A 25,258-nucleotide genomic window follows, 5' to 3' on the forward strand; every position below is an offset into this window, starting at 1 on the left:
CGCGGACCGCCCTGCGGGCCCGGGTGCGGGATGCGCGGCGCACGGCCGCCCGGTCCGCGCCGCTGCCCTCGGACGTCGCCTCCCGACGCCGGGGTGTACCGGCGTGCGCATGAGGCTGCGAGCAGCGCGGACGGGAACCTCCCCCCGTCCGCCGTGGACCGGGCGGCCGACCGAGAAGGCCGGGGGTCACCCGGCGTGAGATCTCGCGCACACCGAAGGTAGGACGGACCGCGCCCCCGGGACTATGTACAGATGTCACACCCCTGGAGCCCATGGGTGTGACAGATGCTCAAGACGGCCGCCGTCAAGCGCTCAGGTGCTTTCGCAGCTCAACCGTGTCGGCCGGGAACCGGGCCCGCCGAGCGCGCTTCCACCGGCCGTCTCGGTGTGCCGGGCACGTGGAGCCAGGCCCTGCCGGGCGCCTTCCGACTGCACAACTCGCCCTCGCCCCGCGGCGCGTGGTCTGCGGGGAACGGCCTCTCGCCCCGCGGCTCGAGCGGGCGGTCCCAGTTGGGCCGCGGCAGCCGGGGCGGGATCAGGGGAGGGCGTAGGCCCGGGCGAGTACTTCGATGGTGGCGGCCATGGCCCGGCGCAGTTCAGCCGGTGCCACGACCTCGACGTCGACGCCGAGCCGCAGCAGTTCACCGCAGGCGTGTCCGGTGCTCTCGGTCGGGATGACCGCCTCGATCCAGCCCTTGTCGCCGACGGCGGTGGCGGTGGCGTCGACCGATCGCACCACCTCCGGGGGGACGTTGTCCGGCAACCGTCGGCGTCCCTGGGGCGACAGCCGGATGGTGGCGCTGCCGGTGTAGCGGCGTGCCTCGAAGTCCGCCAGGTAGGCGCTCCAGTACGAACCCAGGTCGAAGCCGCCCGGCCGTTCGAACACCTCGTCGCTCAGCGCCGCCTCCAGCACCTGCCCCGCACGGTAGGTCGCGACGCCCTTGTCCGTGGCGGCCACCAGATACCAGGTGCCGGACTTGAGGACCAGCCCGTACGGGCGGAGGCGGCGGTCCACCTCCTGCGGTGCCCGCCAGCGGCGATAGCGCACGTCCACCGCACGTCGGGTGAGCACCGCCTCCACGAGGAGGGGCAGCTGCGGCGCCGGCTCCGCCTCCCGGTACCAGCCGGGAGCGTCCAGATGGAAGACCGCGGAGGTCCGCGCCGCCTCCGCGCGTGCGCCCGTCGGCAACGCCGCCAGCAGCTTCAGCCGGGCCGCCGTCACCTCCTCGGCCAGCCCCAGCTCGGCGGCCGGGCCGGGCAGCCCGGCGAAGAACAGGGCCCGCGCCTCGCCCTCGGTCATCCCGGTCAGCCGGGTGCGGTAGCCGTCCAGCAACTGGTACCCGCCGCCGCGGCCCGGCTCCGCGTACACCGGAATCCCGGCGGCCTGCAGCCGTGCCAGATCGCGGTAGGCGGTGCGTACGGACACCTCCAGCTCCTCGGCGATCGCCTGCGCCGACATGCGGCCGCGGGACTGGAGCAGCAGAAGCACCGACAGCAGGCGACTGGCAGTCATGACGGCATTCTCCTCGGAAACCCTGACAGTCTCTGTCACACGGCTCTTCTACTGTCGGTCCGCATCCCGGCGCGGACCGTACGTGCCGCGATTCCCATTCGCCGAGCACCGGACAGGAGCCCCGCCGTGCCCTCGAACGACCTCCCCGGCCCGCCCGCCGTGATCGAGCTCCGCCAGTACACGCTGCGCCCCGGCCGCCGGGAGGAACTCGTCGATCTTTTCGAGCGGGAGTTCGTCGAGTCCCAGGAAGACGTGGGCATGCGGGTGCTCGGCCAGTTCCGCGAGCTCGACGACCCGGACCGGTTCGTCTGGTTGCGCGGATTCCCCGACATGACGGCGCGCCGTCGCGGGCTCACGGACTTCTACGGCGGCCCCGTCTGGGCCCGGCACGGCCCCCGGGCGAACGACACCATGGTCGACTCCGACGACGTCCTCCTCCTGCGCCCGGCGCCGGGCGTGCGCGTCGCCACCGACTCGCCGCCTGTGCGGCCCCCGGTCGGAGCCCCCGCACTGGACCGGTTCGTCTCGGCGACCGTGTGGTCCTTCCCGCCGGGACAGCACGAGGGCGTCGCGATGATCCGCGACGGCCTCCTGCCGGCCCTCAGGGAGTCCGGGCCCGCGCCGCTCGCCTTCCTGATCACGGAGCAAGCCCCCAACACGTTCCCCGGACTGCCGGTCCGCGTCGGCGAGAACGTCGCCGTGCTCCTCTTCTCGTACCCCGACGAGAGCGTGCACCGTCGGCACCTGGACGAGGTAGCCGCCCGTTCCCACGTGCGGGACGCCATCCTGCCGGGACTCGCCCGTCTGCAGACAACGGCACCCGGGAGACTCCGGCTGGCGCCCACCGGCCGCTCGCTCCTCACCTGAGCCGTCCGCTTCTCACCGCCGTCCGCCGAACTCCCAGTCGTGGACCTCGATGCCGGCGTACTGCTCCGCGGCGAGGGCGGCGCGCGCCGCGTCCGCGTCCGGCGCCCGCACCAGGGCCGCCGTACCGAGCCAGGCGGTGCCGTCGTCCGACAGCAGCGGTCCGAATGCGATCAGCTTGTCCTCGCCGGGCGGGAGGGTGGGGCCGGTGGCCTGTGCGCCGTGCTCCTCCCGCGCCGGCCCCAGGCCGAGCACCAGATACCGGTCGCCGCCGGTACGGCCACCGGGGAACTCCCACATCGTGCGTCCGAGCAGATTGCGCCACCGGAAGAGCAGCACGTCCCGGTAGATCCCCGCCTGATGGTTGGGCTCCTCGAACGCGAACGCCCGGGCCGCCGCCGGGTCCGGCAGGTCGACGGCATGCACACTGCCGGTGGGTGTCTCGCCGTCGGCGGCGAGGGTCGGGCCACGTGCGATCAAGCCCTCTGCGTATCCGTCCATGTAGGACCAGTGCTCCTCCAGCAACTGGTACCGCAGTGTGGCCGAGCCGGGACGATCGCGGTGGTAGCAGAAAAACTCCATGCCGAAGAGTGCACCAGTGGGCGGAGATTCGGCCAGGTCGGACCATTGAGGAGTGTGCATCGTGAAGACTGCCCGTCAGGTGGGCTGGTGTGCGTAGGTGTCGGGACGCTCGGCCAGGTCCGGGCCGGTAGTCCAGCGACAAGATCGTCCGTCATCGGGCAATTTCCTTGTTCGTGAGGACCAGCAGGGCCCGCACCAGCGCGGTCGCCCACGTCGGATCCGTGCGCACCTTGCCCAGGACGCGCCAGTTCTTCAGGTGGGCGAAGCCGTGCTCGACCGGGGCGCGCACTGCGGCCAGTGCCTTGTTGGACAGCTTCTGGCCACGGGTCGGCGACAGGTTCCGGGCGGCCTTGTAGCCGGTGATCACCGCCGGGTCGGCGTCCGGGCCGCTGTCGTCGAGGCCGACGAATCCCAGGTCAGCGATGGCTCCGAGGCTGGCCGCGCGGAGATGGGCGGTGAATTGTCGTGACGGTAGGCGGTGATCTCCGAGGTCTGCCCGGGCCGGGCCGCGGAGACCCACAGTAGTCGGCCCCGGTCGTCGGTGAGCGCGATCACCAGCAGGCCATGGTGATTTGTGCTTGCCGGAGTAGTTCACGATGCGCACTGCTCAATGTGGCAGGCATCGGCATACGCGGTCGCGTGCTTCTTGTCGGTCCGGCTCGGGTGCACGGACGCGGGAGCGCGCCGACATTCCCTGCGAAGGGAGAGACCTGTCCGCAGGGCCTCGTGCCGCCCCTACTCAAAGGCCCGTCGGAGCTTGGCACGAAAGAAGCAGAACAACAGGATGCCCTCGACGGCAACGACGACACCCGTGCTCCAGTGCGCGGTTCCGTCAGGCACCAGGCCAGGCGTGTTGCTGAAGGTCTCCATCAGCAGGGCGAGGCCCAGCCAGGCGTACATGAAGCTCGCCGCGATACCCCAGCTGTGGGCCACTTGAGCGTCCTGCCGGCGAGCTGTGAATCCCCATGCGGCAAAGACTCCACACATCATGCCCGGCAAGGCCAACAGTGGCGTGTACGTGCCGTGTTGACCTCCAGTCAGCGCCTCCAAAGCCGAGAAGGAAATCACGTACAGCATGCCCCAGCCGAACAGCCAGACCGTCAGAATGTTGAGCAGGATCACTCCGCGCCCGATGGCTTTACAGAGCTTCCAAAAACCACTTTCGATGTAGTTGTGTTGATCACCAGTTCCAAGGTGAACGCCGTACGCCCGAGACCTGTAGAAGACAACTCTCACGACGGACCTCAGGGCCGAAAGGTGTTGTGCTGGTCACCCGTTCCCGTGTGCAGGCCGTTGACCGTGCTGTTGTGAAATAGGTTCTTGGCTCCGGACTGGTTTCGGTTGGCGGCTCCCGGGAAGAGTTTCTCCACGTCGGCCACAGCCTGAGGGTGGGCGGTCAGCAACTGCTCGAAGCGGTCACGCCAGGCACTTTCGACTGTTTGCCTGTCTGTGGGATGCTGCCGGAGCCATTCCACGGAACCGTCGAGTTGTTCCTCGATGCCACTCTGTGCGTCCGCTTCGCCCCGTTTGAACAAGGCCACGACTCGGCCTCGCAAGGCGTCCCAACCGTCGGAAACCATGACACCGACTAGGGCCGTCGAAGCGACAGTGATCAGCTCAGGGTCCACAGGGTCCTCCGTTGCTTGTGTCACCACATTCTATGTGATTACTAACTGTCTGTCAGGAAGTTGAGGCCACCACTAGGCTGCGGCCTTCCTGCAAGCCGCGAACACCTCCTCGTTTCACCCGTGTCCGCTGCCTGGGCGGGGGCGGGGAACCAGCAACACCAGGTCCCACTCAAAATCATGAGGCTCGCCCCCGCCACTCGATCAGCCCTGAGTCGCCGTCCATCAGCATCTCCGCAGCGTCGAGCCAAGCGGTGGCGGCCGTGCGGACCGGTCGTGCACGGCTTCGCGCACCGATGACCTTCGACGAAGTCCTCCGCCCGTGACCAGCCTGAGCATCCCGAACCCCACGCACGCCAGGTACGTGACCAGCAACTTCACGATGCACAGTGCTCATTGCTTCCGAGGCGAGCAGGCGTCAACGAGCAAGCGTTGGCGAAGATTGATGAAGCGTCAGCTCAGTGCGAGGTGTTGATTCCGTCCCGACCCCGGTGACAGGGTTCTTGCGTCTTGTACACCGTACAATCACGCAGACAGGAGTTTCTGTCATGAGAACCAGAACTCTCGGGTTCGCCGGCAAGTCCTGCGCCGCCATCGCCTTCGCCTTCGCGGCCACGCTGCTGATGCCGACCACACCGGCCGCCGCCTCGGACTGGGACCGGAGCTGCTACCACATCTCAGCCCCGTACAAGGGCATCAGCGAGGTCATCGGCGCGGCCAGCAAGGCCCGCAGCAGCTGCAATGACGCCACGATCTCCCTGCAGCGCCACCGCTGGTACGGCTGGGAGGAGATGGACTGGGTCCGCCTCGAGAGCGACTCCGAAATCGCTTGGTGGACCTGCACGGGTTCCGGCACCTACACCTACAAGACGCAAGTTGCTGTCGGTTCCCTCGGCGTCTACGAGAGCGCCGAGCGCCGCATCACCTGCTGAGGCCGGTCCGGCGGGGCCGGGTGGGCCGGTGAGAGGCCCGCCGGCGTTGTGTGCGCCATTCCGCTGCCCGGCACCACCACCCGGCCCACCGAAAGTGGCGCCCTCGAACGCCGGCGCTGGACGTCGCCATCGCGGCGTCGTACCAGCGTCACCGGCTGGGGTGAAACTGCCACGGCCGGTAGGAGAACAGCCCGCCCCACCTCGCCCCCCGCCGCGCTGTGTGCAGATGTCACTCGCCCGTCGCGGGGCCCTCGTGCAGGGGAGACACTCGCTGATCAGCGCTCGAAGCTCCCACTGCGGACCGCCGCGACGAAGTGCCTCCACTGCGGCGCGGGAAAGACCAGCACCTGCCCTCCGGGCCCTGCCTTGGTATCCCGCATCGGGACCACCCCACCGTGCGCCGGAACGGCGACCTCGACGCACTCGCCACCGCTACCGTTGCTGTAACTGCTCTTGCGCCACTGCGTGGAGTTGGGGTGGGGCTGCACGGTCATCTCCGGCGCTCCTCTGACTGCGGGAAGGTCAGGCGTTTCTGTGCCCGTTGTGCAGTGTGGTGACGAAGCGGGCCCACTGGGTTGCGGGGAACACGAGGACGGGATCAGTGGGCGCTCTCTTGGTGTCGCGCACCGGGACGATGTCTGACGCGGCGAGTGTGCCGATCTCGACGCAACTGCCCCCGTCGCCGTTGCTGTAACTACTCTTCCGCCAGCGGAAAGCGCTCAGGTCGAACTCTCGGCTCGCCATTCCGGTACTCCTCTGCCGCTGCCTCGATCATGGCCAGGGACGCCTGTGGCGACAGTGCGGCGGCCCTCAACCGATCGTATGCCTTACGGTACGGCCTCACGAGTGCCGGATCGTCGATGGCTTCTCCGCTGTACATCGACTCCGTGTAGACCATGGGCGGAGCGTCAGGGAATGTCATGATAGTGGCCATGCCCATCATGAACGGATGGGCTCCGGCACTCCACGGTAGGATCTGTGGAACGACGCGCCTCCTGCGGACCAGCCTCACAACGCTGTCAAGCTGTTCGGCCATAGCCCTGGGCGGGAGGATGGGGTGCCGCAGCAGATACTCGTGTAGTACGGCCCAGAATTCAGGACGCTCGCGTTCTCTTTCGAAGAGCTCGGCACGGGTGAGCCGAGCCTGAACTTTGGCGTCGACCACATCTGGCTCTGCCAGCGGATGAGCCGCTTCAACGACCGCTCGCGCGTACGTCTCGTTCTGCAACAGGCCTGGCAAGAGCATAGGACTCCACTCTTCGATGGAGTCGGCGCGCTCTTCAGCCTCCAAAGCCTTCTCGAAGTACGGGGCGTGCCCCCTCAATCGCGCGTTCCGCACATCCTCGCAGCGGCGGCTGAAGAAGCCGTCGGTCTTCAGTACCTTGTCCACGTGTGCGGCGAGGTCCGGCGGCATGCGCCGCTCGCCGCGTTCGATCTCGCTCAGGTGGCTGTGGCCGTAGAAGCTGCCCTCCACCAGTTGGGGTTGGGTCAGTCCGGCCTGCTCGCGCTTCCAGCGGAGCTCCTTGCCGTAGAAGGTGGGCACGCCCGCCGAGCCGTCGATGTCCTTGGGTCCTGGCACGGTTCACCGCCGAGAGAGTGCTGGCTGTTTTCGCTCACTGGGGAGCCATTCCCGGGGGGTCCGCAATTGGTCGTAGCTGATGGGCAGTTCGCTTGCGGAAGCCCGATCGGCCGCAACGTTACCCGCCCTCCGGCCATTGTGTGGGGTGTCAGTCACACACTGCTCAAGGAAGGTGCGACACATGAACGAGTGTGCGTACGGGCGATCGAAAAACGGCGACGAAGGTGAGGAATGCATTGCGGAACTGGGCGCGGCGCTGCGCGCGCACGGGCTCACGCTGCCGTCCCTCGGCGTCGATCCCGTGACGTATGCCGGACGGCAGCCCCGCCCGCTCGTCTCGCTCGGCAACTGCAACGTCGAGACCGCCCGTGCTCTCGCGGCGGTGCTGCGTGCCGCGGCGGGGGAGAGGCGGGCGGGAGGGTGAGGACCCAGACCTGGCGGATCGCCGAGGCGCCGCAGCGTCCCGCGCTCTCGCTCGCCCTGCTGGCGCGGGCCGCGGACGTCGGCGCGGTACGGCGCCAGGTGGCCGGGCACTGTGCGCAGTGGGGTGCCCGCAGAGCGGCGGACGCGATGGCGCTCTGCGTCAGTGAACTGCTCACCAACGTGGTCGTGCACGTGGGGGAGGGGGTCCCGGTGACCGTACGGGTCACATGGTGCGGCGGTGAGCGGGTGCGGCTCGCGGTGACCGACCCGGACCCGCGGCCGCTCCCGCTGCTGCTCGCCGCCGCGCCGGAGGCCGAGTCCGGCAGAGGGGTCGCGCTGGTCGACTCGCTCGCGCTGCGCTGGGGCGTGGAGCAGGGCGCCTACGCGAAGACGGTCTGGTGTGAGCTGGCCTGCGAGGACGAGGATCGACGGGGAGTGTAGACAGTGTCTACCGATACCTGGTAGACACTGTCTATGGATGAACCGAACACGGACGCCGGGCTGCGCGGGCGGCTGGTCCGCGCAGGGGTCGAGCTGGTCGCGGCGGAGGGGGCCCGGGGGGTCTCGCTCCGGGAGATCGCCCGGCATGCGGGGGTCTCCCACGGGGCGCCCCGCCGGTACTTCCCGACGCATCTCGCGCTGCTGTCGGCCATCGCCCGGGAGGGGTTCGGCCAACTGGCGGCCGAGGCGGGGGAGGTGCTGGCCGACCGGCCGCAGGAGACTCCGCGTGCCCAGCTCGCCGCGCTGGCCCGCGGCTATCTGGCCTTCGCCCGGGAGCACCGGGGCATGTACGAGCTGATGTTCCGGCACGACCTCCTGGAGAGTGGTGAGCTGGGGCTGCGGGAGGTGAGCCTGCCGCTCTTCGAGGTGCTGGTGGACCTCGTCGCGCGTGCGGGCCGGGAGAGCGGGGACGGCCCGGTGGCCGACCCGCGGGCCCGGGCCGGCGCGCTGTGGGCGAACCTGCACGGGATCGCCCAACTGAGCGCCTGGCGCAGCCTCCCGTTCGCCGCCGCGGCCGGGCAGGACGAGGTGCTGGACGCGGCCCTGGACGCCCACCTCGGCCCGGTGGGCAGGTGAGCGTGCCGCCGGAGCGCAGGGTGCGGGCGCTGACGTTCTTCGGCAGTGTCACGGGCGCGGCCGTGGTGGCGCTGGACGGCACGGTCCTCACCGTCGCCCAGCCCCGGCTGCAGCAGGAGCTGGGCGCCACGTTCGCGCAGGTGCAGTGGACGAGCACCGGATATCTGATCGCCGTCGCGAGTCTGCTGGTCTTCGCCGGGCGGCTCGGCGACCGGTACGGGCATCAGCGCCTGTTCGCGCTGGGGATGCTCGGCTTCGGGGCCGCCTCGGCGGGGATCGGGCTGTGCGGAAGCATCGGCTGGGTCGTCGCGCTGCGGGTCGTCCAGGGTGTCTTCGGCGCACTGCTGCAACCCGCCACGCTCGGCATGCTGCGCGCCGCGTTCCCGCCCGAACGCCTCGCGACGCCGATCGCGGTCCGCACCAGCGTGATCGGGCTGGCGGCCGCGTGCGGGCCGGTGCTCGGCGGGCTGCTCGTCGCGGGACCGGGCTGGCGTGCGGTGTTCCTGCTCAACGTCCCCGCGGCGGCGGTGGGCCCGCTGGTCCTGCTGGCCGGCCGCCGGGACCGGCCCGAACCGGCTCCGCGCGAAGCCCTCGACCTTCCGGGCGCCTGCCTGCTGGGGGGCGCGCTGCTGGGCCTGGTGCACACGCTGGTCGTCACCGTCCAGGACGGCTGGACGGTGGTGAACGCGTGCCTGGCCGTCGGTGGCGCGGCCGCAGCGGTCGCCTTCGTCCGGCACGAACGCCGTGCAGCCCACCCTCTGGTGCCCGCCGGACTGCTGCGTGCGCCCGGGATCGCCCCCGCGCTGGCGCTGCTGGTGGTCTCCTCCGCCGCGCTGTTCGGGACGCTGTTCGTGGGGACCTTCTTCCTCCAGGACGTCCTCGGCCTCGACCCCTTCGTCTGCGGACTGCGCACGCTGCCGCTCGCCGCCACGATGGTGCTCGGCGCGCCGCTGTGCGCCGTGCTGCTGCGGCGGTGCGGTCCGCGCCGCACGGCGGGGGCGGGCGCCGCGTCGCTGGCGGCCGGGGTGTGGCTGCTGTCCCGGATGGGTGCGGACGCCGGGGCCGGTGCGGTCGGCGTCGCGTTCTTCGCGCTGGGCGCGGGTTTCGCCGCGGTGCTGGTGACGGCCACGTCCGTGGTCGTGGGGCGGGCTCCGGCCGAACAGGCCGGGGTGGCGGGCGGGGTGAAGCAGACGGCGATGAACGTGGGGCCGACGGCGGGAGTGGCGCTGGCGACGACGCTGCTGGCCCTCTGGACGCCCGCGCGGCGGTCCGGGGACGGTGCCGGGTTTCTGACGGCGATGGGCCCGACGTTGACCGTGCTGGCGCTCCTGGCCGCCACCGGTGTGCTGCTGGCCGTCCGCCTCGGCCCCGACCGGGGAATTCGTGGTTACCGACGAGTTGACAGTGTTTCTCGCCGCGCCCACTCTTAGCTGCGCCGTGTACATGTCACCTTCACCCGTAGGGGGTGGTGTCTGTGCCAGACACACACGAGGAGAGACGCATGGGAACTCTGGGGGCCGGCACCGGCGTCAGCAGGCGGACGGTGCTCGCGGGAGCCGGCGGGGTGGGCGCGGCCGCCGTACTGGGCGGCGCGTCGGTGCCGCAGGCGCTCGCCGCCGGGGTCGACAAGCTGCCGATACCCGACAAGGCCGAGCTGACCGTGCTGCTCACCGGCGACGCGGGCACCGGCGGGGACGGCCAGTGGCAGGTCGCCGACGCCGCCCGCACCGTGTGCGCACGCCGCGGAGTGGACCTGGCGATCGGACTCGGCGACAACATCTACGAGAACGGCCCCGAGAGCGACACGGACGACGAGTTCCAGTCCAAGTTCGAACGGCCCAACGCCGGCATCGACGTGCCCTGGCTGATGGTGCTCGGCAACCACGACACCAGCGGCATCATCCCCGGCAGCGGCGGCTGGCCCTCGCGCGGCGACCACGAGGTCGCCTACCATGCGCACTCGGCCCGCTGGTACATGCCCGGCCGCTACTACTCGGTCGCCGTGCCCGGCGGTGCCGACGAGCCGGTGGCGGAGTTCTTCGCGCTCGACACCACCCCGCTGGCCTCCTACGTGTTGCAGACCGACCCCGAGTACTACTGGAACGGTCCCTTCGCGCGCGAACAGCGCGCCTGGCTCCAGCAGTCGCTGGCCGCCTCCCGGGCCCGCTGGAAGTTCGTCTTCGCGCACCACCCGCTGCGCAACAACGGCACGCACCGCAACGCCGGGGAGTACGAGGGCATCTCCTGCGGCGACTACCTCAGCGGCAAGCACGTCAAGGAGCTGTACGAGGACGTCGTGGCCGGGAAGGCGGAGTTCCTGCTGGGCGGGCACGACCACACGCTGCAGATCCTGGACACGGCGGCGCGGTACCAGGGCACCCAGCAGATCGTCTGCGGCGCCGCGGCCAAGACCAAAGGCCGGGCGGACGAGCCGAGCAACAAGGCGTTCTGGGAGGCGTACGACACCCTCGGCTTCATGCTGCTGACCATCAACGCGCAGCAGGTCGTGGTGGACGCCTACACCCTCGAACCGGGCACGGGCGAGCCCGTCCACGCCTACCGGCACACCCGCACCGACCGGCTGCCCGCCGGGGCCCGCCGCGCGGACGCGGTCGGCTGAGCGGGGACACGGCGGCCGGCCGGCTGACCGGCGACACAGCGGCCGGCCGGGAAGGTCACCGCACCAGGTGCGCCACCCGCTCGCCCGCGGAGCGGGAGTGGGGAAGTTCCGGTGCCCTCCGGGGTGATTCACGGAAGGTGATCAACTGCCCTTAGATTGTCCGGATGGCAGACGGAACGCGGCCGGTGGCCGCTGCGCGGACAGCGCCCGAGTCCCCGACAGCCCCCGGCCGGTCCGGGCTCGCCCGCTCGTCGCTGCTGATGGCGGCGGGCACCGTCGTCTCGCGGGCCACCGGGCTCATCCGGCAGGTGCTGCAGGCAGCGGCGCTCGGCACCGGACTGCTGGCCAGCACGTACAACACCGCCAACACCGTGCCCACCAGCCTCTACACCCTGCTGATCGGCGGGGCCCTCAACGCCGTACTCGTGCCGCAGCTCGTGCGGGCGCGCGCCACGCACGCCGACGGCGGCAGGGCGTACGAGCAGCGCCTGGTGACCCTCGTGGTCACCGTGCTCGCACTCGGTACGGCACTCGCCGTCTGGGCGGCGCCGCAGATCGTGGGCCTCTACATGCGGGACACGCACGCACAGCACGAGGCGTTCGAGCTGACCGTCGTCTTCGCGCGCTTCCTGCTGCCGCAGATCTTCTTCTACGGGCTGTTCGCCATCCTCGGCCAGGTCCTCAACGCGCGCGAGAAGTTCGGCGCGATGATGTGGACCCCGATCCTGAACAACGTCGTCCTCATCGCCATGTTCGGCGTCTACCTGGGCATGATGACGGCCCCCGAACGGGTCGCGGACATCACCGGCACCCAGGTGCGGCTGCTGGGCCTGGGCACCACCGGCGGCATCGCCCTGCAGGCCCTCGCGCTGGTCCCGTTCGTGCGCGCCGCCGGATTCCGCTTCCGGCCGCGCTTCGACTGGCGCGGCACCGGCCTGGGCCGCAGCGCGCACGCCGCCAAGTGGACACTGCTGTTCGTGCTGGCCAACCAGGTCGCGCTCACCGTCGTCACCAACTACGCCAACGCAGCCGACCAGGCGCTCCCCGACGCGGGCGCCGGATACTCCGCCTACACCTACGCGCAGACCATCTGGATGCTGCCGCAGTCCATCGTGACCGTCTCGCTGGTGACCGCGCTGCTGCCCCGGATGAGCCGCGCGGTGGCCGAGGGACGGCACGCGGACCTGCGCGCCGACCTGGCCCGCGGGCTCCGGCTCACCGGCGCCGCCATCGTCCCCACCGCCTTCCTCTTCCTCGCCCTCGGCCCGCAGATCGCCGCGCTGCTGTTCGCACACGGCGCCGCGGACGCCGAATCGGCCCGGCCCCTGGGACAGATGCTCCAGGCGTTCGGACTCGGCCTGATCCCCTTCTCCGCGCAGTACCTGCTGCTGCGCGGCTTCTACGCCTTCGAGGACACCCGCACCCCCTTCTGGACGGCGGCGTTCATCGCGGCCGCGAACATCGCCCTGGCCACCGGCTGCCATCTGCTGCTGCCGCCCCGCTGGGCGGTGACCGGCATGGCCGCCGGGTACGCACTGGCCTACGCCGCCGGACTGCTGCTCACGCTCCGGCTGCTGCGCCGCAGGCTGTCCGGCCGGCTCGACGCCTCGGGAGGACTGGCTCGGGCGTACGGAAAGGTCGCCCTCGCGTCGGCCGTGGCCGCGGGACTCGGCTGGGCGGCGGCGGACGCGGTGCGGCGCACCCTCGGCGGGGGCACGCTGCCCGCGGCGCTGTCCCTGGCATCCGGCGTCCTCGCACTGGCCGTCGGCTACCTCGTGCTGGGGCGGCTGCTGGGGGTGCCGGAACTGCGGACCCTGCCGGGCCGCGCCCGGCGCACCCCGTGACCGTACGGTGGTGCCGACAGGGCCGGAGAGGCGCCGAGTTGTGAGACCGGAAGGGCCGAGATGACCGCAGAACTTCCCCTCGCCGTGCTGGGCGAGTGCGTCGCCGACGCGTTCGTGACCGAGCCGTGCAGCTCCGGGGACGACGCCCCGGCGCCGCTCGCGCTGGACGTCTTCCCCGGCGGCGGGCCCGCCAACACGGCCGTGGCGCTGGCCCGGTTGGGCACCCCGACCCGGTTCCTGGGGCGGCTCTCGCACGACGTCTTCGGGCGGCTGTTCGCCGCCCGGCTCGCGGAGTCCGGCGTCGACCTGGGCCACGCGGTACGCGCGGCGCCCGAACCCAGCACCCTGGCCGTGGCGGATCTGGCCGAGGACGGCAGTGCCGACTACTCCTTCCACGCGCAGCGGACAGCCGACTGGCAGTGGACCGACGCCGAACTCGCCGCCGCCACCGCCGATCCCGTCGGCTGCCTGCACACCGGCTCGCTCGCGCTGGTCCGGCAGCCCGGCGCGGCGGCCGTCGAACGCCTGCTGGCGGCCATCCGCGAGCGGGCCACCGTCTCGGTCGACCCCAACGTCCGGCCGCTGCTCGTCGAACCGGCCGACTACCGTGCCGCGTTGCCCCGCTGGTGCGCGGCGGCCGACATCCTGCGGCTGTCCGACGACGACCTGGCCCACCTGCGGCCCGGCGCCACCCCGGAGGAGGGGGCCGACGCCTTCCACGCGGACGGTGTGCCGCTGGTCGTGGTCACCCTCGGCGCCGAGGGCGTGCTGGCCTCGCTGGACGGGACCCGCGTGCGCGTTGCGACCCCGCCCACCCCGGTCGTGGACACGGTCGGCGCGGGCGACTCCTTCATGGCGGGCTTCCTGCACGCCCTGCGGAGAGCCGGGGCGCTCGGCGGGAGGCTGGACGGTCTCACCGGGCAGCAGGTCACCGAGGCGCTGGAGTTCGGCGTCCGGGTGGCCGCCGCGGTCGTCTCGGTGCGCGGCGCGAACCCGCCCTGGGCGGCCGACCTGGCGGCGGACTGACCCACACCACCGGCGGGGACACCGAGTCACAGCACCAGCGGGAGGACGTGGTTCCGGACGGCCGGGGCCAGGTTGAGATCCGGGGAGACCGCCGCGCCGGTCCAGCGAAGCGCGGCGATCTCGGCGGCCGGCGCGGGCCGTCCGACCAGGTCGGCCCGGAAGACCACCAGCCGCATCGGGACGCCCTCCAGCGCCGCCGTCCCCCGTATCTCGGTGAGCGGGGTGGCGGACGACGGCGCGACGCCCAGCTCCTCGCGCAGTTCGCGCTCCAGCGCGGCGCGCAGGCTCTCGCCGGGCTCCGGCTTGCCGCCGGGCAGGTAGAACAGGTCGGGCGCGGCGTGCTTGCTCACCACGAGCAGCCGCCCCCGTTCGACGACGGCCGCCGCGGCGACGACGAGTTCGGCGGCGGTCTCCCCGACGGCTCCGGTATGCATGGGACCGATCCTGTCAGCCGCCGCCGGAGACGCTGTCACGGGCAGCGGATCACCTGGCCCGCCCAGGACAGGCCGCCGCCGAAGCCGAGCAGCAGCACGGGCGCGCCCGGCGCGATCTCCCGCCGCTCCACCAGTTTGGCCAGCGCCAGCGGCACGGAGGCGGCGGAGGTGTTGCCGGACTCGACCACGTCCTGGGCGACCACCGTGTCCTCGGGCAGGCCGAGCCGGTCCAGCAAGGCCTCGATCAGCCGCAGGTTGGCCTGGTGGGTGACCACCCCCGCCAGGTCGCGGGGTGCCAGCCCGGCCCGTTCGCAGGCGCGGCGGGCCACGGCGGGGAGTTCGGTGGTGACCCAGCGGAAGACCGCCTGTCCCTCCTGGGCGAAGTGCGGCTGCCAGTCGTCCAGCAGCCGCACCATCTCGCCCCGCGTCGGGTCCGAGCCCCATTCGACGGGCCCGATGCCCTCCGGTCCGGCCTCCGCCACCGCGTCGCCGTCCGCGTCGCCGTCCGTGTGGTTGTCCGGGACGGCGCTGACGACCGCCGCGCCCGCGCCGTCCCCCAGCAGCACGCAGGTGCTGCGGTCCGTCCAGTCGGTGACGTCGGACATCTTCTCCGCGCCGATCACCAGCGCGTGCCGGGCGGCGCCCGCGCGCACCGAGTGGCTCGCGGAGGCGAGCGCGGTGCAGAAGCCCGCGCAGCCGTTGTTGAGGTCGTAGGCGACCGCGGAGGGGATCCCCAGGGCGCGGGCGACCTGGGCCGCGTTGCTGGGGCAGCGGTCCCGCGCCGAGCAGGTGGCCAGGACCACCAGGCCGATGTCTTCGGGGGCGAGTCCGGCGGCGGCCAGCGCTTTGCCCGCGGCCGGGGCGGCCAGGTCGGCGACCGTCTCGTCCTCGGCCGCGATGCGCCGGGCGGCGATCCCGGTGCGCCGCCGGATCCAGGCGTCGCTGGTGTCGACCAGGCTCGCCAGGTCGTCGTTGGTCAGGACGCGGTCGGGCTGGTGGTGGCCCAGTGCGGCGATGCGGGTTCCCGGCACGGTGCTGCTCTCCTCGCTGCGGCGGATGGGAGCCGGGCGTCGGGGCTGCGCGTCCAGAACGTCCGGCGCCGGACGCCCTCGATGCGCGTCCGGCGCCGAAAATATAGCAACCGATCGATCGGAAGTTAAATGGGGGAGGCCGGATACGATGGAGGCATGAGCCCACGCAAGTCCGCCGCCGAGGCCCGCCGCACGCGGGAGCGGATCATCGAGCGCAGCGTCGCCATCGGCTCCGTCGAGGGGCTGGAGGGGCTGACGATCGGACGGCTCGCCACCGACCTCGGCATGAGCAAGGCGGGCGTACTCGGCCATTTCGGCACCAAGCAGGCGCTGCAACTCGCCGCCCTGCACGGCGCCTCCGGACTCTTCACCCGGCTGGTCTGGGAACCGGTCGCCGACCTGCAGCCGGGCCTGGTCCGGCTGCGCGCCTTCTGCGAGGCGTGGATCCGCTACCTGGAACAGGAACGCACGGCCTTCCCCGGCGGCTGCCTGTTCACCGCCGCCTCCGTCGAGTTCGACACCCGCGGCGGCCCCGTCCACGACACCGTGGCCCGGTTCATGCTGCGCGGACGGCGCCTCCTGGTGAACGACCTGCGGATCGCCGTCGAGGTGGGAGAACTCGGCCGCGGCGAGGACCCCGAACAGCTCGCCTTCGAACTGCACGGGCTCTACATGGGGCTCAACCAGGAACTGCAGCTCTTCGCCGACGCCACGGCGCCGGCCCGCACCCGCCGGGCCCTGGACCGGATGCTGGGTGCGGCACCCCCGGCGGGCACCGCACCCCGGAACTGAGTAGCTACACCTGCGGCAGCGCCCGCTCCACCAGCGCCGCCAGATCGGCACCCGAGGGCAGCGTGCCGAAGGCCGCGCCCCAGTCGCCGCCCAGCCGCGAAGCGCAGAACGCGTCCGAGACCGCCGTCGGCGCGAACCGCACCAGCAGCGAGCCCTGCAGCACCAGCGCCATCCGCTCCACCAGCCGCCGGGCCCGGGCCTCGATCCCCTCCAGATCCGCCAACTGCGCGAACACGTCCTTGACGGCGGCGTCCAGCCGGTGGTCCGCGCCGTGCGCCCGCCCGATCTCGGTCAGGAACGCATCCAGCGACTGCGGCGAGCGCTGCAGCGCCCGCAGCACGTCCAGCGCCTGCACGTTCCCCGAGCCCTCCCACAGCGAGTTGAGCGGCGCCTCGCGCAGCAGCCGCGGCATCGGCGACTCCTCCACATAGCCGTTCCCGCCCAGGCACTCCAGCGCCTCGCCGGTCAGCGGCACACACCGCTTGGTCACCCAGTACTTCGCCGTCGGCAGCGCCAGCCGCAGAAACGCGCGGTCGGCGTCCGCCTGCGGGCCCTCACCCGCCGCGCTGTCGTAGGCCGCGGCCAGCCGCAGCGCCAGCGTGGTGGCCGCCTCCGACTCCAGCGCCAGGTCCGCCAGCACGTTGCGCATCAGCGGCTGCTCGACCAGCGGCCTGCCGAACGCCGAACGGTGCGCGGTGTGGTGCGTGGCCTGCGCCACCGCCTGCCGCATCAGCGCGGCCGAGCCCGTCACGCAGTCCAGCCGGGTCGCGGCCACCATCTCGATGATGGTGGCCACCCCGCGGCCCTCCTCGCCCACCCGGCGCGCCCAGGTCGTGCCGTCGAACTCGATCTCACCGGAGGCGTTGGAGCGGTTGCCCAGCTTGTCCTTCAGCCGCTGGATGCGGAACGCGTTGCGGGTGCCGTCCGGCAGCACCCGCGGCACCAGGAAGCACGTCAGACCGCCGTCCCCGGCCGCCGGGGCCGTCCGCGCCAGCACCAGGAAGACGTCCGACATCGGCGCCGAGCAGAACCACTTGTGCCCCAGCAGCGTGTACTCGCCCTCGCCGGAGAGCGGCACGGCCTCGGTGGTGTTGGCCCGGACGTCGCTGCCGCCCTGCTTCTCGGTCATGCCCATCCCGGCGATCGCCCCGAGCTTGGCGCTCGCCGGCCGGTCCAGGCCGTAGTCGTAGCGGTGCGCACTCAGCCGCGGCTCCCACTCGGCGGCCAGCTCCGGCTCCTTGCGCAGCGCGGGCACCGCGGCGTGCGTCATCGAGACGGGGCAGCTGTGCCCGGCCTCCACCTGCGACCACACGTAGAAGCCCGCCGTGCGGCGGAGCTGCCCGTCGGGCCGCGACCAGGCGTCCGTCAACCCGGCGTGCACCGCCTGCTCCATCAGGTGGTGCCACGCCGGGTGGAACTCCACCTCGTCGATCCGATGCCCGAACCGGTCGTGGGTACGCAGCACCGGCGGGTTCTCGTTCGCCTGCCTGCCCCACTCCTGTGCCTGCGCGGAGCCCGCCGCACGGCCCAGTCCGGCCAGCTCGGACCGGGCCTCCTCGGCCTGCTCGGGGGCGATGTGCCGGGCGACGCCCTCGGCCAGCACGGCGTCGGTCGAGAAGACGTCGTAGTCGGTCAGCGGCGGGGCCTGGTTGGTCACGGTGTGTGTCGAGGGTGGCATACAGATACGTTAAAGAGGTGCGTGCAGTCGAGGAAACCCCTGAGCAGACCGGCGGACGGGCCCTGAAGTGGGCCCCCCGCCGGTCCCGCAACCAGTTCCGCAGGGCGCGGGTGAAGTACCGGGACGTCCCCAAGCGGAGGATGGCCTGGCTGCTGCTCAAGGACACCGTCAACTCCTGCATGGAGTACCGCGTCCTGGGGCTGGCCGCCGAGGCGGCGTTCTTCACCCTGATCTCGATCCCCCCGCTGCTGCTCGGCCTGATCGGCTCGCTCGGCTACCTCGACTGGGTGGGCGCCGACACCATCGAGAGCATCCGGCAGAACTTCCTGGACGCCTCCGCCACCGTGCTCTCCGACCGGGGCGTCGACCAGCTCGCACGCCCCCTGATCGACGACGTCATCCGGGGCGGCGGACCCGACGTCATCTCCCTCGGCTTCGCACTGGCCCTGTGGTCCGGCTCCCGCGCGGTGAACGTCTTCATCGACACCATCACCGTGATGTACGGGCTGGACGGACGGCGCGGCATCGTCAAGACCCGGCTGCTGGCCTTCGTGCTGTACCTCGTCGCGCTGGTGATCGGCGCGGTGGCGCTGCCGCTCATGGTGGCCGGGCCGGACGCGGTGCTGCGCCTGGTGCCGCAGGCCCAGTGGCTGGTCAGCGCCTTCTACTGGCCGGTCGTCCTGCTGCTGTCCATCGTCTTCCTCACCACGCTCTACCACGTCTCCGTGCCCGTGCGCTCGCCTTGGCGCGAGGACATCCCCGGCGCTTCGGTGGCGCTCGTGATGTGGGTGCTCGGCAGCTTCCTGCTGCGGCTGTACCTGACCAACACCGTCGAGGGGCCCACGATCTACGGCTCCCTGGCCGCACCCGTCGCGGTGCTGCTGTGGATCGGCGTCTCGGCGTTCGCGGTGCTGGTGGGGGCCGCCGTCAACGCGGCCATCGACCATGTGTGGCCCTCGGTGGCCACCGCGGCGGCGCGGCGCGCCAACGAGCGCCGCCGCGAGGAGGCGGCGGCCGAGGTCGTCGCCGCCGTCCAGGCCCGGCGCCGCCGCCGCACCGGGGACGAGGCCGACGAGACCGACGAGGACGACTCCCCCTTCGACCTGGACGCGCCCGCCGAGTTCCCGGAGCGCTGGACCAAGTTCCTGCCCCCGTCCGACGTCCGCGGCCGGCTGCTGCGCCCCCGCGGGCACGACCGCGAGGACCTCAAGGAACCCGCCGAGTCCGCCCGGCGCGAGCCCGGGAGCGGCGGCCCCGGGAACTGACCGCTGCCCGCCCGGGTACTGCCGCGGAGGGCGCGGACGGCCGGGTGGGCAGCGGAACGCGGAAGGGAAGCCGAAAAAACGGTGGCGGCCGGGCGTCGGAGCGCGCTACTGTCCTCGCATTCCGCACGGCGGCGCCACGACCGCCGTGCCCTGCGACAAGAACGGAGGTGTTGACCGATGGCTGTCACCGCGCCGGGCGCTGCCCGCATCCAGTCCGTCACACCCACCTCCGTGGCCACCGGCTGAACCGGCCGATCCTTCCTGCGCCGGGCCGGGGCCACCCATGTGAAGGGCCCTCCCTTGTCACAGAGCACGTCGCAGAGCACGTCACGAACGATCAACACCCCCGCACACCCTGATCACCCGGCGCTGGCCGTATACGGCTGGGACGCCGGATGGCAGGCCGAGTTCCAGCGGGCGATCGCCGACCCGGCCGCGGCCGGGCCCGACCCGCTGCCGGGCCGGGTGGTGCGGGTCGACCGTGGCCAGTGCGATCTGGTCACCCCGGCGGGCACCCTGCGCGCCGACACCGAGTACGTCGTCCCGCGCGACCCGATGCGGGTCGTGTGCACCGGCGACTGGGCGGTCGTCGACGCCACCGGTACCCCGCCGTACGTCCGCACCCTGCTGCCCCGGCGTACCGCCTTCGTCCGCTCCACCTCCTCCAAGCGTTCCGAGGGGCAGGTCCTGGCCGCCAACGTGGACCACGCGCTGATCGCCGTGTCCCTCGACGCGGAACTGGACCTGGGCCGGATCGAGCGGTTCGTCTCGCTGGCCTGGAGCAGCGGCGCACAGCCGATGCTCGCCCTCACCAAGGCGGATCTCGTACCCGACGAGGCCACCGTCGCGCACCTGGTCGCCGACGCGGAGACCTCCGCCCCCGGCGTCCGGGTGCTGCCCGTCAGCGCGCGGACCGGTGCGGGGCTCGATCCCCTCGCGACCGCCCTCGCGGGCGGCACCACAGCGCTGCTCGGCCAGTCGGGCGCGGGCAAGTCCTCGCTGGCCAACGCACTGCTGGGGCACCGGACACAGCGTGTGCAGGCCATCCGGGACCAGGACGGCAAGGGCCGGCACACCACCACCACCCGCAACCTGCTGCCGCTGGCCGCGGAGCGCGGCGGGGGCGTCCTCATCGACACCCCCGGCCTGCGGGGCGTCGGCCTGTGGGACGCCGAGGAGGGGCTCGGCCAGGCGTTCTCCGAGATCGAGGAGCTCGCCGCCGACTGCCGCTTCCAGGACTGCGCCCACGAGGCGGAGCCCGGATGCGCGGTGCTCGCCGCGGTGGAGAGCGGCGCGCTGCCCGAACGGCGTCTGCACAGCTACCGCAAGCTGCTGCGGGAGAACACCCGGCTGGCCGCTCGTACGGACGCGCGGCTGCGCGCCCAGCAGCGCAAGCTGTTCAAACAGCGCCAGGAGCTCGGCCGCCACCTGGGCGAGCGCAAGCGCGGCCCGCGCCGCAAGGCGTAGCGGGCCGGTGAGCATGGTGGGGGCGGTTGGTACCGTCCCCACCATGCTGCCGCTCCCGCCACCCCGGCCACCCGCGTGATGGGCCCCCCGACCGGCTCCCCGGCGGCGTTCGGCGCGCTGGAGTTCCAGCTCGTGCTGCTGCGCAGGATGGCCGACTTCCAGCCCGGCAGGGTGGCCGCGGCGCTGCGGGAACTCGGCGTCGACCGGGCGGCCATGCGCGAGGCCAACAAACGCTGGCAGGCGATGCTCCACGCACCCCGCGGCACGTCCGCGCCCTACCGTGCGGTCCTCGGCCCGCCCGAGCGCACCGAGCAGCGTCGGCTCGGGGACCTGGTGTGCCAGGCGCGCTCCTGGGCCCTGCCGCTCTGGCCCGACCTGCGCTTCGAGGTGCTGAGCGCGCCCGGCGGGGGGCCCGCGTGGAACGCGTGGCTGGTGCGCGCCCCCGGCGCCCCCGGGCCCCGGCTGCGCACCGTCGAGGACCTGGTCCCCTGGTCCTGCACCGTCGACGAGGCCGCCCGCGCCTTCCACCCCGCGCAGCCGCGCGAGGGCTCGGCCCCCCACCGCCGGCGGCTCGCCTGCACGGCGCCGGACCGGGCCGGCACCCCGCACGCGGTCGTCGCGGAGTTCACCTGGGGACTGCTGCAGCGCCTCCCGGTCGGTCCGCAGCCGCCCGGGGACGCACCGACGGCCACGTCCGATTCCCGCTAGCCCCCGGCCCGGCGCTCTTCCACACTGGAGCACGTGACCACAGAAGACAGCAGGTACGAGGCGGTACGCAGCAGAGACGCGCGCTTCGACGGAGTGTTCTTCCTCGGGGTGCGCACCACCGGGATCTACTGCCGGCCGAGCTGCCCCGCGGTGACCCCCAAGCGGGAGAACGTCCGCTTCTACCCCACCGCGGCGGCGGCCCAGGCCGCGGGCTTCCGTGCCTGCCGCCGATGCCGCCCGGACGCGGTGCCCGGCTCCGCCGAGTGGAACGTACGGGCCGACCTGGTGGGCCGCGCGATGCGGATGATCTCCGACGGGGTGGTGGACCGCGAGGGCGTGGCGGGCCTCTCCCGGCGGCTGGGCTACAGCTCCCGCCAGGTGCAGCGCCAGCTCACCGCCGAACTCGGTGCCGGCCCCGTGGCCCTGGCCCGGGCCCAGCGGGCGCACACCGCCCGGGTGCTGCTCCAGACCACGCCGCTACCCGTCACCCAGGTCGCGTTCGCCGCCGGTTTCGCCAGCGTGCGGCAGTTCAACGACACCGTCCGCGAGATCTACGCCCGCACCCCGAGCGCGCTGCGCGCGGCCTCCGCCCGCGGCGGGCACGGCCCCGCGGGCCGCCCGGAGGCGCGCGAGGCGGCGGCACACGGAGGCGCGGCCGTCGCCGGGGTGCCGCTGCGGCTCGCCTACCGCGGCCGCTACGACACCGGACAGGTCTTCGGCTTCCTGGCACGCCGGGCCGTACCGGGAGTCGAGGAGGTACGGGGCGCCCCCGGCGGCCGCACCTACCGGCGGACCCTGAGCCTGCCCTACGGCATCGGGATCGCCGAGGTCGACGAGTGCGCGGCACGCAGCAGCAAGGGCTGGCTCGACTGTCGGCTCCACCTGGGGGACCTGCGGGACCTGACGACCGCGGTGCAGCGCGTGCGGCGCCTCTTCGACCTGGACGCGGACCCCTACGCGGTCGGCGAGCGGCTCGGTGGCGAGCCGGCCCTGGGCCGGCTCGTCTCCCGGACGCCCGGGCTGCGCTCACCCGGCGCCGCCGACACGCACGAGCTGGCGGTCCGCGCCGTGCTCGGGCAGCAGGTCACCGTCGGCGCCGCACGGACGCTGGGCGGCACGCTGGTCGCCGGCTACGGGAAACCGCTGGCGGCCCCGGACGGCGCGCTCACCCATCTGTTCCCGGACGCCGGAACGCTCGCCGAGGCGCCGCTGGGCGAGTTGGGCATGCCGCAGACCCGCCGCCGCACCATCCGGGCCGTAGCGGCGGCACTCGCGGACGGCACCGTCGTGCTCGACCCCGGTGCCGACCGGGAGGAGACCGAAAGCGCTCTGCTGGCGCTCCCCGGGATCGGGCCGTGGACGGCGGGCTACATCCGGATGCGCGCCCTGGGCGACCCGGACGTCTTCCTCCCCGGCGACGCGGGAGTGCGGCACGGGCTGGCGCTGATCGGTTCGGAGGGGCAGGCCGACCGGTGGCGCCCCTGGCGCTCCTACGCGCTGCACCACCTGTGGCACGCGACCGGCCTCACGCCTCCTCCAGCCCCCAACTGAGCACCCGGCGCGGGTGGATGACGATCAGCTCGTCGCTGAAGTGCGGGCCGAGGCCGTGCGGCCCCTCGCGCAGTTCGGCCACGCCCCGTACCTCCACGCCGCGCACCTGCCACGGCGAGAAGCTGACGATGTCGTCCACCACGAGGGCGAGCCGGGGCTGCGCCCGGAGGTTGCGCCACTTCTTCGTCGTCGCCAGCGCGAAGCCGCCCACCAGGATGGTGCCGTCCTGCTGCGGGAAGAAGCCGACCGGGTTGTTCTGCGGCTGGCCCCGGGGATCCACCGTCGCCAGCCGCCCCAGCCGCTGGGAGGCCAGGTACTCCCACTCGGCGGCGGTGAACGCCTGGTCACGGGGGTCGCCCGGGGTGCCGGGAGGGCCGGCGGGTGGTGTCGTCTCCGTCATACGAAGCAGCGTCACACACCGCGCTCGCACCCGCATCGGACGCCGGTCGCACCCGGCCCGCGTCCCGGGACCTACAACCGGCGCCGCGGTCGGTGCCCCGTACCGGTCCTGCAGCCCTCGGACACCGGCAGCAAGCACCCTGTCATGGGAGCTGTCTCCCCCGACCGTCTCCGTGACCACCTGGCCTGCCGAAGGGCCAGGGCCGGGACTATGCGGCCGTCTTGAAGGAGGAGCGGCGCCCCCGGCGGGCGGCGGGCCGGCCACGCCGTGTCCGCTGCGCAGGGGCGGGCTTGGGCGGTTCGGTGTCCGCGGCGGTGAGCGGGATCCCCGAAGGCGTCTGCGCACCGGTGATGCGCCCCAAGTCGGCGTCGCCGGAGCGGACTCGGGTCTGCTCCGGGGTGATGGAGGCGTCCGACATCAGGCGGTTCATGTCACGTCGCTGTCCGGGAAGAACCAGGGTGACGACGGTGCCCGACTCACCGGCGCGGGCGGTGCGACCGCCGCGGTGCAGGTAGTCCTTGTGGTCGCTCGGCGGGTCGACGTTGACGACGAGGTCGAGATTGTCGACGTGGATGCCGCGCGCCGCGACGTTGGTGGCCACCAGGACGTTCGCGTGACCGGACTTGAACCCGGCGAGCGTCCGGGTGCGCTGGGACTGCGACTTCCCGCCGTGCAGGGCCGAGGCGCGCACCCCGACCGCCAGCAGGTCCCGGGTCAGCCGGTCCACCGCGTGCTTGGTGTCCAAGAACATGATCACCCGCCCGTCGCGGGCCGCGATCTCGGTGACCGCCGCGTGCTTGTCGGCCCCCTGCACGTGCAGCAGGTGGTGCTCCATGGCGGTCACCGCGCCCGCAGTGGGGTCGACGGAGTGGACCACCGGGTCGCTCAGGTAGCGGCGCACCAACAGGTCGACGTTGCGGTCCAGGGTGGCGGAGAACAGCAGCCGCTGCCCGTCGGCGCGTACCTGGTCGAGCAGGTGGGTGACCTGGGGCATGAAGCCCATGTCGGCCATCTGGTCAGCTTCGTCCAGCACCGTGATGGCCACCTGGTCCAGTGCGCAGTCGCCGCGTTCGACGAGGTCCTTGAGCCGGCCGGGGGTGGCGATCACGACTTCGCTGCCGACTTTCAGGTCGCGTGCCTGACGGCTGATCGACATGCCGCCGACCACGGTGGTGAGCCGCAGCCGCAGCGCGTGTGCGTAGGGGGTGAGTGCCGCGGTCACCTGCTGGGCCAGCTCCCGGGTGGGAACGAGGACCAGCCCCAGCGGGTGCCGGGGTTCGGCGCGCTGCCCATGGGTTCGGGCCAGCAGAGCGAGACCGAAGGCGAGCGTCTTGCCCGAGCCGGTGCGGCCGCGGCCCAGGACGTCCCGGCCGGCCAGCGCGTTGGGCAGCGTCGCTGCCTGGATGGGGAACGGGGAGCTCATTCCCTGGGCGCGCAGTGTGGCCTTGAGGCGGTCGGGCATGTCGAGGCCGGCGAACGTCTCGACGGCCGGCAGCGGCGGGGTGTGGGTGACCGGCAGCGCGAACTCCTTCGGGGGGCCCGAGGGCCGTCCCTGCGCCGGGCGCTTGGTCGAGCGCGGAGGCCCGGCCCGGTGGGCGGCCTGCGAGCGGCGGCCGTCGCGGCCGCGTCCGCGGGAGGAGCCGGCAGCGGTGCGAGCAGTACGGTTCATGCGGAACCTTCCTCGATGCGGCACGAATCGAGGAATTCACCGCAGCATGCGCCGCACAAGGATTCACAAGACCGAGCCGAAGAAAAAGACGAAAAACCCGTGGCCGAAATAGCTACGGAGTCGTCAGGAAACGCACCGGTTCGCTGCCGGCCGGGGCGGCCGGAAAATAACGGTGCGG

General features: G+C 72.5%; 27 protein-coding genes. 14 read left to right on the forward strand and 13 right to left on the reverse strand.

The genetic code is table 11. The features are described 5' to 3' along the window. Positions 1 to 535: 535 nt before the first annotated feature. A complete protein-coding gene (locus tag ACFYNS_RS21125; RefSeq protein ID WP_388604479.1) occupies positions 536 to 1,513 on the reverse strand; it encodes a helix-turn-helix transcriptional regulator in 978 nt (325 codons plus the stop codon). 126 nt (positions 1,514 to 1,639) lie between these two features. Here ACFYNS_RS21125 and ACFYNS_RS21130 point away from each other — a divergent pair, with 126 nt between their 5' ends. Beyond that, positions 1,640 to 2,380 carry an NIPSNAP family protein gene (locus tag ACFYNS_RS21130; protein WP_388604481.1) on the forward strand — a complete coding sequence of 247 codons (741 nt, stop codon included), beginning with the start codon at positions 1,640 to 1,642 and terminating at the stop codon, positions 2,378 to 2,380. 12 nt (positions 2,381 to 2,392) lie between these two features. On the opposite strand, the gene ACFYNS_RS21135 is transcribed toward ACFYNS_RS21130, so the two are convergent. The 4 genes from ACFYNS_RS21135 to ACFYNS_RS21150 form a co-directional block, all read right to left on the reverse strand. After that, entirely contained in the window at positions 2,393 to 2,959 is a 567-nt protein-coding gene (locus tag ACFYNS_RS21135) for a YciI family protein (protein ID WP_388604483.1), read from the reverse strand. A 151-nt stretch (positions 2,960 to 3,110) separates the two neighbouring features. Then, positions 3,111 to 3,479 carry a transposase family protein gene (locus tag ACFYNS_RS21140; RefSeq protein ID WP_388604485.1) on the reverse strand — a complete coding sequence of 123 codons (369 nt, stop codon included), beginning with the start codon at positions 3,477 to 3,479 and terminating at the stop codon, positions 3,111 to 3,113. 215 nt (positions 3,480 to 3,694) lie between these two features. Next, positions 3,695 to 4,081, reverse strand: a complete 387-nt coding sequence (locus ACFYNS_RS21145) for a hypothetical protein (protein ID WP_276477286.1) — start codon at positions 4,079 to 4,081, stop codon at positions 3,695 to 3,697. 122 nt (positions 4,082 to 4,203) lie between these two features. Continuing rightward, positions 4,204 to 4,587, reverse strand: coding sequence for a hypothetical protein (locus ACFYNS_RS21150; protein WP_388604487.1), 384 nt, complete (start codon positions 4,585 to 4,587; stop codon positions 4,204 to 4,206). Positions 4,588 to 5,132: 545 nt separating this feature from the next. Between ACFYNS_RS21150 and ACFYNS_RS21155 the strand changes: the two genes are divergently transcribed. Further along, the gene (locus tag ACFYNS_RS21155; RefSeq protein ID WP_276477284.1) at positions 5,133 to 5,516 is read left to right on the forward strand and encodes a hypothetical protein; all 384 of its coding nucleotides are present in this window, start codon (positions 5,133 to 5,135) and stop codon (positions 5,514 to 5,516) included. Between the two features lie 275 nt (positions 5,517 to 5,791). Here ACFYNS_RS21155 and ACFYNS_RS21160 read toward each other — a convergent pair whose 3' ends face one another. From ACFYNS_RS21160 to ACFYNS_RS21170, 3 genes are read right to left on the reverse strand one after another with little or no spacing between them, the layout of a single operon-like run. Beyond that, on the reverse strand, positions 5,792 to 6,010 hold the full coding sequence (locus ACFYNS_RS21160) for a DUF397 domain-containing protein (RefSeq protein ID WP_388604489.1): 219 nt from the start codon (positions 6,008 to 6,010) through the stop codon (positions 5,792 to 5,794). A gap of 28 nt (positions 6,011 to 6,038) precedes the next feature. Continuing rightward, positions 6,039 to 6,260: a DUF397 domain-containing protein gene (locus ACFYNS_RS21165; RefSeq protein ID WP_276477282.1), complete on the reverse strand. Its 222-nt coding sequence runs from the start codon at positions 6,258 to 6,260 to the stop codon at positions 6,039 to 6,041. Continuing rightward, the gene (locus ACFYNS_RS21170; protein ID WP_388604491.1) at positions 6,211 to 7,095 is read right to left on the reverse strand and encodes a helix-turn-helix domain-containing protein; all 885 of its coding nucleotides are present in this window, start codon (positions 7,093 to 7,095) and stop codon (positions 6,211 to 6,213) included. The genes ACFYNS_RS21165 and ACFYNS_RS21170 overlap by 50 nt, the downstream gene beginning before the upstream one ends. A 181-nt stretch (positions 7,096 to 7,276) precedes the next feature. Between ACFYNS_RS21170 and ACFYNS_RS21175 the strand changes: the two genes are divergently transcribed. The 7 genes from ACFYNS_RS21175 (at position 7,277) to ACFYNS_RS21205 (ending at position 14,085) form a co-directional block, all read left to right on the forward strand. Then, a complete protein-coding gene (locus tag ACFYNS_RS21175) occupies positions 7,277 to 7,519 on the forward strand; it encodes a hypothetical protein (RefSeq protein WP_360298191.1) in 243 nt (80 codons plus the stop codon). Further along, entirely contained in the window at positions 7,516 to 7,959 is a 444-nt protein-coding gene (locus ACFYNS_RS21180) for an ATP-binding protein (RefSeq protein ID WP_388604493.1), read from the forward strand. The genes ACFYNS_RS21175 and ACFYNS_RS21180 overlap by 4 nt, the downstream gene beginning before the upstream one ends. A gap of 33 nt (positions 7,960 to 7,992) precedes the next feature. Then, entirely contained in the window at positions 7,993 to 8,595 is a 603-nt protein-coding gene (locus ACFYNS_RS21185) for a TetR/AcrR family transcriptional regulator (protein WP_388604495.1), read from the forward strand. Further along, positions 8,592 to 10,025 (forward strand): MFS transporter, encoded by a 1,434-nt coding sequence (locus ACFYNS_RS21190; protein ID WP_388604497.1) that lies wholly within the window; start codon positions 8,592 to 8,594, stop codon positions 10,023 to 10,025. Before ACFYNS_RS21185 ends, ACFYNS_RS21190 begins: the two co-directional genes overlap by 4 nt. A gap of 71 nt (positions 10,026 to 10,096) precedes the next feature. Then, positions 10,097 to 11,215 carry a metallophosphoesterase gene (locus tag ACFYNS_RS21195; protein ID WP_388604499.1) on the forward strand — a complete coding sequence of 373 codons (1,119 nt, stop codon included), beginning with the start codon at positions 10,097 to 10,099 and terminating at the stop codon, positions 11,213 to 11,215. 164 nt (positions 11,216 to 11,379) lie between these two features. Next, the gene (gene murJ / locus ACFYNS_RS21200; RefSeq protein ID WP_388604501.1) at positions 11,380 to 13,059 is read left to right on the forward strand and encodes a murein biosynthesis integral membrane protein MurJ; all 1,680 of its coding nucleotides are present in this window, start codon (positions 11,380 to 11,382) and stop codon (positions 13,057 to 13,059) included. 60 nt (positions 13,060 to 13,119) lie between these two features. Beyond that, positions 13,120 to 14,085, forward strand: a complete 966-nt coding sequence (locus ACFYNS_RS21205) for a carbohydrate kinase (RefSeq protein WP_388604503.1) — start codon at positions 13,120 to 13,122, stop codon at positions 14,083 to 14,085. 26 nt (positions 14,086 to 14,111) lie between these two features. Here the strand turns inward: ACFYNS_RS21205 and ACFYNS_RS21210 are convergent, their stop codons facing one another. After that, positions 14,112 to 14,519, reverse strand: coding sequence for an NUDIX domain-containing protein (locus tag ACFYNS_RS21210; protein ID WP_388604504.1), 408 nt, complete (start codon positions 14,517 to 14,519; stop codon positions 14,112 to 14,114). A 35-nt stretch (positions 14,520 to 14,554) separates the two neighbouring features. Beyond that, positions 14,555 to 15,550, reverse strand: a complete 996-nt coding sequence (locus ACFYNS_RS21215; protein ID WP_388604506.1) for a beta-ketoacyl-ACP synthase 3 — start codon at positions 15,548 to 15,550, stop codon at positions 14,555 to 14,557. A 156-nt stretch (positions 15,551 to 15,706) separates the two neighbouring features. On the opposite strand from ACFYNS_RS21215, the gene ACFYNS_RS21220 reads away from it, so the two are divergent. After that, positions 15,707 to 16,342 carry a TetR/AcrR family transcriptional regulator gene (locus ACFYNS_RS21220; protein WP_074999979.1) on the forward strand — a complete coding sequence of 212 codons (636 nt, stop codon included), beginning with the start codon at positions 15,707 to 15,709 and terminating at the stop codon, positions 16,340 to 16,342. 4 nt (positions 16,343 to 16,346) lie between these two features. Here the strand turns inward: ACFYNS_RS21220 and ACFYNS_RS21225 are convergent, their stop codons facing one another. After that, positions 16,347 to 18,020 (reverse strand): acyl-CoA dehydrogenase family protein, encoded by a 1,674-nt coding sequence (locus tag ACFYNS_RS21225; RefSeq protein ID WP_388604508.1) that lies wholly within the window; start codon positions 18,018 to 18,020, stop codon positions 16,347 to 16,349. A 17-nt stretch (positions 18,021 to 18,037) separates the two neighbouring features. Between ACFYNS_RS21225 and ACFYNS_RS21230 the strand changes: the two genes are divergently transcribed. From ACFYNS_RS21230 to ACFYNS_RS21245, 4 genes are all read left to right on the forward strand, one after another. Then, positions 18,038 to 19,285 (forward strand): YihY/virulence factor BrkB family protein, encoded by a 1,248-nt coding sequence (locus ACFYNS_RS21230; RefSeq protein WP_360290169.1) that lies wholly within the window; start codon positions 18,038 to 18,040, stop codon positions 19,283 to 19,285. Positions 19,286 to 19,585: 300 nt separating this feature from the next. Next, positions 19,586 to 20,752: a ribosome small subunit-dependent GTPase A gene (rsgA, locus tag ACFYNS_RS21235; protein ID WP_388604510.1), complete on the forward strand. Its 1,167-nt coding sequence runs from the start codon at positions 19,586 to 19,588 to the stop codon at positions 20,750 to 20,752. Positions 20,753 to 20,830: 78 nt separating this feature from the next. After that, complete coding sequence (locus ACFYNS_RS21240; protein ID WP_388604512.1) at positions 20,831 to 21,460, forward strand: hypothetical protein; 630 nt, start codon at positions 20,831 to 20,833, stop codon at positions 21,458 to 21,460. A 33-nt stretch (positions 21,461 to 21,493) separates the two neighbouring features. Beyond that, positions 21,494 to 23,011, forward strand: coding sequence for an AlkA N-terminal domain-containing protein (locus ACFYNS_RS21245; protein WP_388604514.1), 1,518 nt, complete (start codon positions 21,494 to 21,496; stop codon positions 23,009 to 23,011). Here ACFYNS_RS21245 and ACFYNS_RS21250 read toward each other — a convergent pair. Beyond that, positions 22,986 to 23,411 (reverse strand): PPOX class F420-dependent oxidoreductase, encoded by a 426-nt coding sequence (locus tag ACFYNS_RS21250; RefSeq protein ID WP_388604516.1) that lies wholly within the window; start codon positions 23,409 to 23,411, stop codon positions 22,986 to 22,988. The genes ACFYNS_RS21245 and ACFYNS_RS21250 overlap by 26 nt on opposite strands. Positions 23,412 to 23,619: 208 nt before the next feature. Next, positions 23,620 to 25,080, reverse strand: a complete 1,461-nt coding sequence (locus ACFYNS_RS21255; protein WP_360290158.1) for a DEAD/DEAH box helicase — start codon at positions 25,078 to 25,080, stop codon at positions 23,620 to 23,622. Positions 25,081 to 25,258: the final 178 nt, after the last annotated feature.

The sequence above is a fragment of the Streptomyces sp. NPDC006925 genome, from assembly GCF_042869575.1.
Classification (GTDB): Bacteria; Actinomycetota; Actinomycetes; order Streptomycetales; family Streptomycetaceae; genus Streptomyces.

Excerpts from the sequence above, each read along its gene's own strand:
- ACFYNS_RS21205 (WP_388604503.1), top strand. The coding sequence starts at position 13,120 with ATGACCGCAGAACTTCCCCTCGCCGTGCTGGGCGAGTGCGTCGCCGAC.
- ACFYNS_RS21195 (WP_388604499.1), top strand. The coding sequence starts at position 10,097 with ATGGGAACTCTGGGGGCCGGCACCGGCGTCAGCAGGCGGACGGTGCTC.
- ACFYNS_RS21255 (WP_360290158.1), bottom strand. The coding sequence starts at position 25,080 with ATGAACCGTACTGCTCGCACCGCTGCCGGCTCCTCCCGCGGACGCGGC.
- ACFYNS_RS21220 (WP_074999979.1), top strand. The coding sequence starts at position 15,707 with ATGAGCCCACGCAAGTCCGCCGCCGAGGCCCGCCGCACGCGGGAGCGG.
- murJ (WP_388604501.1), top strand. The coding sequence starts at position 11,380 with ATGGCAGACGGAACGCGGCCGGTGGCCGCTGCGCGGACAGCGCCCGAG.
- ACFYNS_RS21225 (WP_388604508.1), bottom strand. The coding sequence starts at position 18,020 with ATGCCACCCTCGACACACACCGTGACCAACCAGGCCCCGCCGCTGACC.
- ACFYNS_RS21240 (WP_388604512.1), top strand. The coding sequence starts at position 20,831 with ATGGGCCCCCCGACCGGCTCCCCGGCGGCGTTCGGCGCGCTGGAGTTC.
- ACFYNS_RS21165 (WP_276477282.1), bottom strand. The coding sequence starts at position 6,260 with ATGGCGAGCCGAGAGTTCGACCTGAGCGCTTTCCGCTGGCGGAAGAGT.
- ACFYNS_RS21135 (WP_388604483.1), bottom strand. The coding sequence starts at position 2,959 with ATGGAGTTTTTCTGCTACCACCGCGATCGTCCCGGCTCGGCCACACTG.
- ACFYNS_RS21185 (WP_388604495.1), top strand. The coding sequence starts at position 7,993 with ATGGATGAACCGAACACGGACGCCGGGCTGCGCGGGCGGCTGGTCCGC.
- ACFYNS_RS21125 (WP_388604479.1), bottom strand. The coding sequence starts at position 1,513 with ATGACTGCCAGTCGCCTGCTGTCGGTGCTTCTGCTGCTCCAGTCCCGC.
- ACFYNS_RS21175 (WP_360298191.1), top strand. The coding sequence starts at position 7,277 with ATGAACGAGTGTGCGTACGGGCGATCGAAAAACGGCGACGAAGGTGAG.
- ACFYNS_RS21210 (WP_388604504.1), bottom strand. The coding sequence starts at position 14,519 with ATGCATACCGGAGCCGTCGGGGAGACCGCCGCCGAACTCGTCGTCGCC.
- ACFYNS_RS21250 (WP_388604516.1), bottom strand. The coding sequence starts at position 23,411 with ATGACGGAGACGACACCACCCGCCGGCCCTCCCGGCACCCCGGGCGAC.
- ACFYNS_RS21160 (WP_388604489.1), bottom strand. The coding sequence starts at position 6,010 with ATGACCGTGCAGCCCCACCCCAACTCCACGCAGTGGCGCAAGAGCAGT.
- ACFYNS_RS21155 (WP_276477284.1), top strand. The coding sequence starts at position 5,133 with ATGAGAACCAGAACTCTCGGGTTCGCCGGCAAGTCCTGCGCCGCCATC.